General features: G+C 64.8%; 14 protein-coding genes. 13 read left to right on the forward strand and 1 reads right to left on the reverse strand.

What is annotated here, in order from left to right; all coding sequences use genetic code 11:
* Positions 1–53: 53 nt before the first annotated feature.
* Positions 54–968 (reverse strand): alpha/beta fold hydrolase, encoded by a 915-nt coding sequence (locus ACVJ19_RS21450; RefSeq protein ID WP_453950987.1) that lies wholly within the window; start codon positions 966–968, stop codon positions 54–56.
* Positions 969–1,129: 161 nt separating this feature from the next.
* On the opposite strand from ACVJ19_RS21450, the gene ACVJ19_RS21455 reads away from it, so the two are divergent.
* From ACVJ19_RS21455 to paaI, 13 genes are all read left to right on the forward strand, one after another.
* On the forward strand, positions 1,130–1,513 hold the full coding sequence (locus ACVJ19_RS21455; RefSeq protein ID WP_453950988.1) for a hypothetical protein: 384 nt from the start codon (positions 1,130–1,132) through the stop codon (positions 1,511–1,513).
* Positions 1,510–2,592 carry a PHA/PHB synthase family protein gene (locus tag ACVJ19_RS21460; protein WP_453950989.1) on the forward strand — a complete coding sequence of 361 codons (1,083 nt, stop codon included), beginning with the start codon at positions 1,510–1,512 and terminating at the stop codon, positions 2,590–2,592. The genes ACVJ19_RS21455 and ACVJ19_RS21460 overlap by 4 nt, the downstream gene beginning before the upstream one ends.
* Positions 2,589–3,182, forward strand: coding sequence for an N-acetyltransferase family protein (locus ACVJ19_RS21465; protein WP_453950991.1), 594 nt, complete (start codon positions 2,589–2,591; stop codon positions 3,180–3,182). Before ACVJ19_RS21460 ends, ACVJ19_RS21465 begins: the two co-directional genes overlap by 4 nt.
* Positions 3,183–3,402: 220 nt before the next feature.
* The gene (locus ACVJ19_RS21470) at positions 3,403–3,858 is read left to right on the forward strand and encodes a phasin (protein WP_011085671.1); all 456 of its coding nucleotides are present in this window, start codon (positions 3,403–3,405) and stop codon (positions 3,856–3,858) included.
* 216 nt (positions 3,859–4,074) lie between these two features.
* The gene (locus ACVJ19_RS21475) at positions 4,075–5,361 is read left to right on the forward strand and encodes a DUF445 domain-containing protein (RefSeq protein WP_453950992.1); all 1,287 of its coding nucleotides are present in this window, start codon (positions 4,075–4,077) and stop codon (positions 5,359–5,361) included.
* A 187-nt stretch (positions 5,362–5,548) separates the two neighbouring features.
* Positions 5,549–6,319 carry an alpha/beta fold hydrolase gene (locus ACVJ19_RS21480; RefSeq protein ID WP_453950993.1) on the forward strand — a complete coding sequence of 257 codons (771 nt, stop codon included), beginning with the start codon at positions 5,549–5,551 and terminating at the stop codon, positions 6,317–6,319.
* 193 nt (positions 6,320–6,512) lie between these two features.
* A complete protein-coding gene (gene paaX / locus ACVJ19_RS21485; protein ID WP_453950994.1) occupies positions 6,513–7,379 on the forward strand; it encodes a phenylacetic acid degradation operon negative regulatory protein PaaX in 867 nt (288 codons plus the stop codon).
* Between the two features lie 76 nt (positions 7,380–7,455).
* Positions 7,456–8,448 carry a 1,2-phenylacetyl-CoA epoxidase subunit PaaA gene (gene paaA / locus ACVJ19_RS21490; protein ID WP_453950995.1) on the forward strand — a complete coding sequence of 331 codons (993 nt, stop codon included), beginning with the start codon at positions 7,456–7,458 and terminating at the stop codon, positions 8,446–8,448.
* Between the two features lie 10 nt (positions 8,449–8,458).
* Positions 8,459–8,746 (forward strand): 1,2-phenylacetyl-CoA epoxidase subunit PaaB, encoded by a 288-nt coding sequence (gene paaB / locus ACVJ19_RS21495; RefSeq protein WP_008136594.1) that lies wholly within the window; start codon positions 8,459–8,461, stop codon positions 8,744–8,746.
* Positions 8,746–9,522, forward strand: coding sequence for a 1,2-phenylacetyl-CoA epoxidase subunit PaaC (paaC, locus tag ACVJ19_RS21500; RefSeq protein WP_453950996.1), 777 nt, complete (start codon positions 8,746–8,748; stop codon positions 9,520–9,522). Before paaB ends, paaC begins: the two co-directional genes overlap by 1 nt.
* Entirely contained in the window at positions 9,516–10,019 is a 504-nt protein-coding gene (paaD, locus tag ACVJ19_RS21505; protein WP_453950997.1) for a 1,2-phenylacetyl-CoA epoxidase subunit PaaD, read from the forward strand. Before paaC ends, paaD begins: the two co-directional genes overlap by 7 nt.
* A 2-nt stretch (positions 10,020–10,021) precedes the next feature.
* Positions 10,022–11,104: a 1,2-phenylacetyl-CoA epoxidase subunit PaaE gene (gene paaE, locus ACVJ19_RS21510; RefSeq protein ID WP_453950998.1), complete on the forward strand. Its 1,083-nt coding sequence runs from the start codon at positions 10,022–10,024 to the stop codon at positions 11,102–11,104.
* Between the two features lie 51 nt (positions 11,105–11,155).
* On the forward strand, positions 11,156–11,605 hold the full coding sequence (gene paaI, locus ACVJ19_RS21515) for a hydroxyphenylacetyl-CoA thioesterase PaaI (RefSeq protein WP_453950999.1): 450 nt from the start codon (positions 11,156–11,158) through the stop codon (positions 11,603–11,605).
* Positions 11,606–11,640: the final 35 nt, after the last annotated feature.

Raw genomic sequence — 11,640 nt, forward strand, 5'->3', positions numbered from 1 at the left:
AGACAGTAACCGGCAGCTCACATGGTCACCGCGGAGAGACCACCCGCGTCGATCTACGCCGCCCGCACTGCTGCGCCATGCGCGTGCTTGTCGATGGCGCCGATGATCTCGGGCCAGAAGCGCATCGGCAGCGCGTGGCCCATGCCTGGGATCAGCAACAGCTTTGCGTTCGGAATTGACGCCGCCGTGTCCTTGCCGCCTTCGGGATGGACCAGCGGATCGACGGTGCCATGAATGACGAGCGTCGGCGTCTTCACGGCGTGCAGCCGCTCCTTGCGGCTGCCGGAGGCGAGCACGGCGCGCAGCTGCCGGCCGACGCCGGCCGGATTGAGCCCGCGCGCAAACACGCGCTCGGCACGGTCAGGGTCGAGCGCTTCCTCTTCGGGAAAGGACCCGGCGCGCAGCACCTTCCAGGTCTGGCCGAAGCGGACCATGAACTCCTCCTTGCTGCGCGGCGGCGGCGCCATCAGCATCGCCGCGGCCTCTCGCGTCGGAGGCGGCACGCGCGGATTGCCCGTGGTCGACATGATCGAGGTCAGCGAGCGCACGCGCTGCGGAAACGACAGCGTCACTTCCTGCGCGATCATGCCGCCCATGGAGGCGCCGACCAGATGCGCGGACTTGATGCCCAGCGCATCCATCAGGCCGACCGTGTCCTTGGCCATGTCGATCAGCTTGTAGGTTGCGGCCACGGGAATCCGCAGGAAGCGCAGCTTCAGCAGCTCGAGCGGCGTCAGGCGCTTGCCGCCGGTGAGATGGCTCGACTTGCCGATGTCGCGATTGTCGAAGCGGATCACGCGAAAGCCGTGCGTGGCGAGCTGCTCGCAGAACGCATCGTCCCAATGGATCATCTGCGCGCCGAGACCCATGATCAGCAGCAGCGGCTCGGCGTTGTCGTTACCGAAGATCTCGTAACAGATGTCGATGCCGTTGGCGCGGACGGTCTGGGGCGGCTGATGGGCGGTCACGGGTCCCTCCTGCTGAGCGATGCTGTATCGCACGGTTTGCCGCCGCAAAGAAGCGCGTGCGCGACACCGCGCCCGCCGCTTGCCGGTTGACCGGCCCCGCGCAACGGTGTGGTATGGCGAAAAAGAAGGGCATCGCAGCTCTCGATTTCAGGAGGACGCCGATGACCGACAAGACCAATGACCCGGTCGCCATGTGGCAGAAGATGATGGGGGAGATGGAGAAGGGGTTCAACACCTTCGCCAACCAGGCCATGTCTTCGCCCGAGTTTTCACAGGCGATGAACCGTGCGGGAGGCGTTGCTGCAGGTGCTCAGAAGCAGCTCGGCGAGCTCATGGAGAAATACCTCGTCACGATGAACCTGCCGAGCCGGGAGCAGGTCACGGCTCTCGCGGAACGGCTACAGTCCATCGAAGCCCAGATCGGCGAGATGAAGTCGATGCTGAGCCAGATGGCGGCAAGTTCCGGAATATCGCAAGGCGTCGACGGGGCGCCACGGCCGCCGCGGACGAAGCGTCCGCCCTCCGAAAACGGAGAGCAAAAATGAACGCGCCGACGGGAGTTGATTTTGCATCTATCCCGGAACGCATCCAGTCCGAGGTGCAGCGCGCCATCCAGCGCAGCATCAAGGGCGTCGAATATTTTTCGACCTCCGGCCCAACGCTTGGATCGACGCCGAAGGACGTGCTGCATTCGCGCGGGACCATGAGCCTCTATCACTATCGGCCGATGTCGGACGAGATCTACCGCGTGCCGGTGCTGATCGTGATGGCGACCACCAATCGCGGATACATCCTCGACCTCGTGCCGGGGCAGAGCTTCATCGAGTTCCTGCTGAAGCGCGGCTATGACGTCTACATGCTTGACTGGAGCGCGCCGCGGCCGGAGGAGAAGAGCCTGCGGATGGAGGACTATGTCCTCGACTTCATCCCGGACTGCGTCCGCCGCGTGCAGGCCGATTCCGGCGAGCAGGACGTTTCCGTGATCGGCTATTGCTTCGGCGGCGTGCTCTCGCTGCTCTACGGCTCGATCCACAAGGACGGGCCGATGAAGAACCTGATTTGCTTCACCACGCCGATCGATTTCCGCGAGATGAAGCTGTTCTCGAATTTCTCCGACCGCCGCTATTTCGACGTCGACCACCTCGTCGACAGCGTCGGCAACGTGCCGCCGGAGATGATCCTGTCCTCGTTCGAGATGCTGCGCCCGGCCTCGCGCACAGTGAGCCAGATCCAGCTCTGGGAAAACATCTGGAACGACGAGTTCGTGAAGTCTTACCGCATGTTCGACCGTTGGGCGACCGATACGCTGCCGCTGGCCGGCGAGTACTTCCGCGCCATCACCAAGGACCTGATGTGGGACAACAAGCTGTTCAACGACACCATGTCGGTCGGCGGCCGCGCGGCCAAGCTCGAGAACATCAAGGTGCCGATCCTGCATGCGGTCGCCGAGCATGATCACATCGTGCCCTATGACGCCGCCAAGCACCTGATCGCCAAGATCGGGTCCGACGACAAGGAAGAGGTGATGCTGAAAGGCGGTCACGTCTCGCTGGTTGCCGGCGCCAATGCGGTAAAACGGCTGTGGCCGAAACTGGATTCCTGGCTGGGGAAGAGATCGACATGAGTGAGCAGCGTTCCTATCCGCGCCACGTCAAGACCGACGCCGGCGATATCGAGATCCGCCTGATGTCGCCCGCGGACGAAGCCGCTGTGCTGGCCTTCGGCAAGGGCCTGCCGACCCATGATCTGCTGTTCCTCCCCCGCAACATCAGCGAGCCCAAGGTGCTCTCCGCCTGGGTCAAGGAGATCGAACGCGGTGCGATCACGAGCCTGCTCGCGGTCAGGGACGGCAAGGTCGTCGGCTGCGGCACGCTGGTGCGCGATCCGCACTCCTGGTCCCCCCATGTCGGTGAGATCCGCATGGTGGTTTCGCCCGACGTCCGCGGCAAGGGAGTCGGCAAGGCGCTGTCGCAGGAGACCTTCGCCCTCGCGCTCGGCGCAGGCCTGGAAAAGCTCTCGGTCCAGATGACGGTCGACCAGCAGGCGGCGATCGCGCTGTTCGAAAGCCTCGGCTTCAAGGCCGAAGCCCTGCTGCGGGACCATGTCCGGGACGTCGACGGCAAGACCCACGACATCGTCGTGCTCGGCCACAACATCGCGCAGGTCCAGGCTCAGATGGAGGCCTATGGGCTACCGGGCGCCGTCCAGCATTGAGAACGCCGTCCAGCATTAGGTCCAAATCGGGCCGATCGCGGGGCCAATTGGCTAGGGAGGCACCATATTGCCTCCCGTTAAGGCTGTTCACGATTTCGTGATATCGCGGTGCAATATGAATATTGCACCGCACAATTAACCGTGCCATATAAGCCGTGCCCCGGGCCAATGCGGACGGGGTGAGCCCATAGCTCAACCCAATGAGGATGGAGAGAACCCCATGACCACTGAAACCAACACCGCTTTCGAGGGCTTCAAGGACGCTTTCAAGAACATCCAGAACCTGGAAGTTCCCGAGGCCGCCCGTGAGTTCGTCAAGAAGACCGCCAACACCGCCAAGGACCGTGCTGCCGAGGTGTTCGCTGGCTCCGAGCGCGTGACCGCGGCCGTCGAGAACGCGGTGACCGAGTCCGTCACCGAGGCCGGCAAGATCAGCCGCAACATCCAGCAGGCGATCTACGAGGACGCCGAGGCGTTCTTCTCGGGCATCGACAAGCTCGCGTCCGCCAAGTCGTTCAGCGAAGCCGTCGAGATCCAGTCGAGCCTGCTCCGCTCCCGCGGCGAAGCGTTCGTCTCGCGCGCCAAGGCGACCACCGACTATCTCGGCAAGCTCGCCGCCAACGGTGCGAAGTCCGCTCAGGACAACTTTGCCAAGGTCTACAACAAGACCGCCTGATTTGGCCGCCTGAGTAGCAACTGAATTTGAGGCCCGCTTCGGCGGGCCTTTTGTTTTGGTTTGCGTTCCCCGGATGCAGTGCAGCGCGTCGCTCTTGCGGCGTGGTGCACTGCTGATCCGGGGTCCATCGGCTTGCTGGGTCCCGGCTCTGCGGCGCATCGCTCCGCGCTGCACCGCGTCCGGGACACGCGGAGATCGACGCGCTAAGTATCTGCAATGACTCCACCCGCCACCTTCTCCTTCGACACCCCCGGCGATGCCGAACGTGCGGCCGAGCTGCGCCGCGTGAAGGCGCTGGCGACGCTGGTGCTGGCCTCGACGCTCGCCCTCTTCATCGTCGCGAAATGGCTGCTGCCCGTGCATCCCGTGTTCGGCTTCATTGCAGCCTTCGCGGAAGCCGCCACCATCGGTGGCCTCGCCGACTGGTATGCGGTGGTGGCGCTGTTCAAGCGGCCGCTCGGCCTGCCGATCCCGCACACCGCGATCATCCAGAGCAACCAGGCCCGCATCGCCGACAAGCTCGGCGAATTCATCCAGGTGCATTTTCTCGAGGCCGGTCCCGTCGAGGCCAAGCTGAATGAGATCGATTTCGGCTCCTTCGTCGCGGACTGGCTGCGCGACCGCAAGCGCAGCGATGATCTTGCGCGCTTCGCGCTGCGCCTGTTGCCGGAGGCGGTGTCCGCGACGGAAAGCTCCGGCCTGATGACCTTCATCATCCGCCGCATGTCCTCGCAGTTGCAGGCGATCGACCTCGCCCCGCTCGCGGCCGGCACGCTGCGCGGCTTCGTCGCGGAAGGCCGCCACCAGATCCTGTTCGACGATCTCCTGCGCGTGATGCACGAGACGCTGAACCAGAAGGAGACGATGGCGATGATCCGCGACAAGGTGCGCGCGGAGTTGCCGACCCTGCTGCGGCTCTATCGCGCCGACAAGTTTCTGGTGAACAAGATCGTGGCCTCCGCCACCGCTTTCTTCAACGAGGTGCGCAGCGACCCCAAGCATCCGTTCCGCGGCGAGTTCGATCGCATGGTGCTGAGCTTCGTCGACCGGCTCGGCACCGATCAGGCTTATATCGACCGCATCGACGGCTTGAAGCGCGACCTGCTGGCGCGGCCGGAGCTTGCCGATCTCGCCCGCACCGTCTGGGCCAATACGCGCTCCTTCATCGAGCGCAGCGCGAGCGGCGAGACGCAGGTGCTGCAGCATCATCTCGCCGGCATGTTCGTCTCGGCAGGCGAGGCGCTTGCCGGCGATGCCGAATTGCGCGGCGAGATCAACAAAGGCCTGGTGACGGTGCTGCGCAGCTTCGTCGCCGACCAGAAGAGCGGCGTCTCGACCTTCATCTCCGACCAGGTCAAGGCGTGGGACATGGCGCAGCTGATTTCGCTGATCGAAATCAACATCGGCCGCGACCTGCAATACATCCGCTTCAACGGCTCGCTGATCGGCGGGCTCACCGGGCTTGCGCTCTACTCCGTAGAATCCCTGCTCCGATGGTTGTGACTTTTGCGTCACGGCCGTTAGCATTAACGCGCGGGCCTATTGTCGCCCCGCGTCTCTCCCGCTTGAATGTCGGGAACCGGCCGCCTAGCTGATTCATGTTGCGCTGCGGAACGTTCAAGAAGCCGGCGTATTGGAATTCATGCCCATTGCCGGCATCGCAGCCGGCGCCTTCTCAGGGGAAATCTTGATGACCGCTACTGCCCAGACGCTGCGTCCGCCGTCCCGTACTTTGATGTTTCTGGAAGGGCGCGCGATCCACGAGTTCGGCGCATTCCTCGGCGCACTGCCGCTGCTGAGCCTCGCGCCGCGGGGCGACGGGCATCCGGTGCTGGTGCTCCCCGGCCTCGTGGCCTCCGACGCGTCGACGCGCGCGCTGCGCACGTTCCTGGCCGGCAAGGGCTACGCGGTGAGCGGCTGGCGCCAGGGCCGCAATTACGGCCTGCGCCCGGGCGTGCAGCATGCCATGGTCGACCTGGTCGAAGAGCTCAGCGACACGCATGGCCGCAAGATCAGCTTGGTTGGCTGGAGCCTCGGCGGCCTCTATGCGCGCCAGCTCGCCAAGATGATGCCCGAGCGTGTGCGCCAGGTCATCACCCTCGGCAGCCCCTTCGCCGGTGACCCCCGTTCGACCAATGCCTGGCGGGTCTATGAATGGGCGAGCGGCCGCAAGGCCGACGAAGTCGATCCGCGCTTCGGCGGTGAGCTCGCCGTCCCGCCGCCGGTGCCGACCACCGCCATCTTCAGCCGCACCGACGGCGTCTGCGCCTGGCAGGGCTGCATGGAGAAATCGGGTGCGCAGACCGAGAGCATCGAGATCGAGAGCAGCCATTGCGGCATGGGCCATCATCCCGCCGCTGTCTATGCCGTGGCCGACCGGCTTGCCCAGAAGGAAGGCCAGTGGCGCCCGTTCGACCGCAGCGGCTGGCGCAGCCTGGCGTATCCTGATCCGCATCGGTAGTCCGCTTCTTCACCTCGCCCCGCTTGCGGGGAGAGGTCGGATCGCTCTTGCGATCCGGGTGAGGGGGTTCAGGTCTCACGTTCATCTCTCAGCGCGAGCGAAGCTCGTCGCGGCCCCGTAAGAACGGGGAGAGGGAGTAAGACGTCGCTTCCGTCCATTGTCGTAGCCGCATCAAACGCGCTATGCCTCGCGCATGGCGCATCCGCTCTCCCGCATCATCGACCAGCTCAAGCGCGAACCCTCGCGCACCGGCTCCATCGTCATCACCGTGTTCGGCGACGCCATCGTGCCGCGCGGCGGCTCCGTGTGGCTCGGCACGCTGCTGGAATTCTTCGAAAGCCTGGATATCGACAGCGGCGTGGTGCGCACCGCGATGTCGCGCCTTGCCGCCGACGGCTGGCTGACGCGCGAAAAGGTCGGCCGAAACAGTTTCTATCGCCTCGCCGACAAGGGCCGGCAGACGTTTGAAGCGGCCACGCGCCACATCTACGATCCGCCGCCATCGGATTGGACCGGGCGCTTCGAGCTGCTGCTGATCGGTAACGGTGAGGATCGCGACGTCTCGCGCGAAGCGCTGCGCAATGCCGGCTTCGGCACTCCGCTGCCGGGTGTGTGGGTTGCACCGTCAGGCGTGCCGGTGCCGGAGGAGGCGGCAGGCGCGATCCGCCTCGAAGTCTCCGCTGAGGACGACAGTGGCCGCCGTTTGCTCAGCGCGAGCTGGCCGCTGGAGCGCACCGCGGATGCCTACCTGAAATTCATGAAGACGTTCGAGCCGCTCCGTGCCGCGATCGGCCGCGGCACGGACTTGTCCGAAGCCGACGCCTTCACCGCGCGAATCCTGCTGATCCACCACTATCGTCGCGTCGTGCTGCGCGATCCGCTGCTCCCGGAGGGCCTGCTGCCGGCGGACTGGCCGGGCAGGGCGGCCCGCGCGCTCTGCGGCGAAATCTACCGCGCGCTGCTTGCGCCGTCCGAACAATGGCTTGACGGCCATGCAACCAATGAAAAGGGATCGCTGCCGCCGGCGCGAAAGCTCCTGGAACGACGGTTCGACGCCTGATCTTTATGTTACAGAATTATCTTGCATGACGTAATTTCTGTTATATATTGCCTCCCAATAAAACGGGAGGACGCGCATGTATACCCAGGCGCTGAACACGGCCGAGGCCGACGATCGTGGTCTCGAGGACGCTGCGAGGGCTGCGCAGTTCCAGGCCCGCATCGATGCCGAAGAGCGCATCGAGCCGAACGACTGGATGCCGGCGGCCTATCGCAAGACGCTCACCCGTCAGATCTCCCAGCACGCCCATTCCGAAATCGTCGGCATGCTGCCTGAGGGCAACTGGATCACCCGCGCGCCGACTCTGCGCCGCAAGGCCGCGCTGCTTGCCAAGGTGCAGGACGAGTGCGGCCACGGGCTCTATCTCTATGCCGCCGCCGAGACGCTCGGCACCTCGCGCGAAGAACTGGTCGACGCGATGCTCGCGGGCAAGGCAAAGTACTCCTCCATCTTCAACTATCCGACGCTGACCTGGGCCGACATCGGCACGATCGGCTGGCTGGTCGACGGCGCCGCGATCATGAACCAGATCCCGCTGTGCCGCTGCTCCTACGGCCCCTATGCCCGCGCGATGATCCGCGTCTGCAAGGAGGAGTCGTTCCACCAGCGCCAGGGCTACGAGATCATGCTGACGCTGTGCCGCGGCTCGGACGAACAGAAGGCGATGGCGCAGGATGCACTGAACCGCTGGTGGTGGCCGGTGCTGATGATGTTCGGCCCGCCCGATGCGACGAGCCAGCACAGCGACGCCTCGACCAAATGGAAGATCAAGCGCTTCTCCAATGACGAGCTCCGCCAGAAATTCGTCGATGCCACCGTGCCGCAGGCGCAATATCTCGGCCTCACCATTCCCGACCCCGGCATGATTCAGGATGCCGAAGGGCACTGGCGCTACAGCGAGATCGATTGGACCGAGTTCAAGCAGGTGCTCGCCGGCAACGGCCCCTGCAACCGCGACCGTATGGCCGCGCGCCGCAAGGCGCATGAGGAGGGCGCCTGGGTGCGCGAGGCGGCAGCTAGCTATGCGGCCAAGCGCGCTCGGCGCCAGACCGCGCAGGCCGCCGAATAGGGAGATCGATATGGCCACGCCGAATACGCCGCTGTGGGAAGTCTTCATTCGCAGCCGCAACGGGCTCGCGCACAAGCATGTGGGATCGCTGCATGCGAGCGACGCGACGATGGCGCTGCAGGCTGCCCGCGACATCTACACCCGCCGCGGCGAGGGCCTGTCGATCTGGGTCGTGCCATCCACCGCGATCACGGCGAGCGATCCCGCCGAGAAGGGCATGATGTTCGAGCCGGCGGAATCGAAGATCTATCGGCATCCGACGTTCTACGAGGTGCCCGAAGAAGTGGGGCATATGTGATGGCGGTCGCCAACATCCAGGTCTCCGAAACGCCGCTGGTGCTCTACGCGCTGCGCCGCGCCGACGATGCGCTGATCCTCGGTCACCGGCTGTCGGAATGGTGCGGACATGCGCCGATGCTTGAAGAGGACATGGCTCTCTCCAACATCGCGCTCGACCTCATCGGCCAGGCGCGCGAACTCTACAGCTATGCCGCCAGGGCCGAAGGCGGGGACAACGACGAGGACAAGCTCGCTTATTTGCGCGATGTCAGGCAGTACCGCAATCTGCTGCTGGTCGAGCAACCCAATGGCGACTTCGCCCAGACCCTGGTGCGGCAGTTCTTCTATTCCGCCTTCGCCGACCTCTATTGGCGCGCGATGGTGACCTCGCGCGATGCGACGCTGGCCGCGATTGCCGCCAAGTCGGAGAAGGAGAGCGCCTATCATCTGCGCCACGCTTCGGAATGGATCATCCGGCTCGGCGACGGCACCGACGAAAGCCATGCCCGCGCGCAAGGGGCGATCGATCACCTCTGGGCCTTCACCGGCGAGATGTTTGCCGTCGACGACGGCGAGCGCGCCCTGGTCCATGCCGGCATCGCCATCGATCCCGGCACCTTGCGCGGTCGCTGGCTGACGACGGTCTCGGATGTCACCCGTGAAGCAACGCTCGAGTTGCCGCAGAACGAGTGGATGCAGCAGGGCGGCCGCTCCGGTCGCCACAGCGAGCATCTCGGCCATCTCCTGTCCGAGCTGCAATCGATGCAGCGAACGTTTCCGGGGCTGACATGGTGACGGTGCTCGAGCGCGACGACGAGCTGCGCCAGCGGGCCTGGGATGCCGCGGCGAGCGTCGTCGATCCGGAAATCCCGGTGTTGAGCATTGCCGATCTCGGCGTGCTGCGCGATGTCGTTCTCGACGGCGATCATGTCGAGGTCGCGATCACGCCGACCTATTCGGGCTGTCCGGCCATGAACATGATTGCGCTCGAAGTCGAGATCGCGCTGGAGCGCGCCGGCTTCCGTCAACCCAAAGTCCGCACCGTGCTGTCGCCGGCCTGGACGACCGACTGGATGAGCGAGGAGGGGCGCGAGAAGCTGCGCGCCTACGGCATCGCGCCGCCGCAAGCTTCAAGCTCGCGCCGTGCGCTGTTCGGCGAGCAGGCGGTAGCATGCCCGCAATGCGGCTCGGACAAGACCGAGCTGCTGTCCGAATTCGGCTCGACCTCTTGCAAGGCGCTGTGGCGTTGCAAGACCTGCCGCGAACCCTTCGATTACTTCAAGTGTCATTGACCATGTCAGCAGCCGCACCGCGCTTCCATCGCCTGGCCGTGAGCGACATCCGCCGCGAGGCGTCCGATGCCGTCTCGATGACCTTCACCATTCCCGGCGAACTCGCCGGCGACTACGTCTTCACGCCGGGCCAGTATCTCACGCTACGCACCATGCTCGACGGTGAGGAGGTGCGCCGTTCCTATTCGATCTGTTCCGGTCCCGACGACGGCGAGATCCGCATCGCCGTGAAGAAGGTTGATGGCGGTGCGTTTTCGAGCTGGGCAGCCGAAGATCTCAAATGCGGCGACGAGCTCGACGTGATGACGCCGACCGGGCGTTTTGGCGTGGTCCCGCCCGCCGATGCAGGCCGTATCCATGTCGGCTTCGCCGCAGGCTCCGGCATCACGCCGATCCTGTCGATCGTGAAGGGCGTGCTCGCGCGTGAGCCGAACAGCCGCTTCTTCCTGTTTTACGGCAACCGCACCACCGACAACATCATGTTCCTCGAAGCGCTCGAGGAGCTGAAGGACAGGTTCATCGATCGCCTCTCGATCTTCCACGTCATCTCCGGCGAGGAGCAGGACATCCCGATCCTGCATGGCCGGCTCGACGGCGACAAGGTGAGGGTGCTGCTGCGTTCGCTGGTGCCGGCGGGAAGCGTCGATCATGTCTTCATCTGTGGTCCATCAGGCATGAGCGAGGAGATCGAGGCGACCTGCCGCGATCTCGGCATCGCGGACGAACGCATTCACGTCGAGCGCTTCGTCTCCGAATTCGGCGGCAAGCCGCGGCCGAAGAAGGCCGTTGCTCCCGACGCCCCGCCGAAGGCAGTCGCCTCGCTCATCATCGATGGCAAACGCCGCGACGTGCCGGTCGCCGAAGATGAGGCGATTCTTGATGCTGCGCTGCGCGCCGGCGTCGATCTGCCCTTCGCCTGCAAGGGCGGCATGTGCTCGACCTGCCGCGCCAAGCTGGTCGAGGGCGAGGCGCCGATGGACATCAACTATTCGCTGGAACCGTGGGAGCTGAAGGCCGGTTTTGTTCTCACCTGCCAGGCGAAGCCTTCTACGGAGCGGGTCGTCGTCGATTACGACCATGTTTGACAGTGTTGTCCAACCAGCAGAACATTGCGTGCAAACAGCCGGGAGAAGCGCGTGAACGTCAAAGCCGCCCTGTCGCGTGAGGATATCGCCCGCGCCTGCGCCGATGCGATGTGGGCCGAGGACGACGCGTCCAAAGGTCTCGGCATGGAGATCGTCGAGATCGGCCCGGGCTTCGCGACGCTCGCCATGACGGTGCGGCCGGACATGGTCAATGGCCAGCGCATCGCCCATGGCGGCTTCATCTTCACGCTCGCCGATTCCGCCTTCGCGTTCGCCTGCAACTCGCACAATGAGCGCGTGGTCGCGGGGCAGGGGCAGATCACCTTCATCAAGCCCGGCAAGCTCGGCGACCGACTCGTTGCGAAGGCGCGGGAGATCACCCGCGGCGGCCGCTCCGGCATCTACGACGTGCGCGTGACCGCGGGCGAGACCGTCATCGCCGAATTCCGCGGGCATTCTCGCGTCATTCCCGGCACGTGGCTGCCGGCGCAAGATCAATAAGACCAAAAAAGAAAAGAACAAACCAATGTGGGGAA

The sequence above is a fragment of the Bradyrhizobium sp. USDA 376 genome, assembly GCF_054063675.1.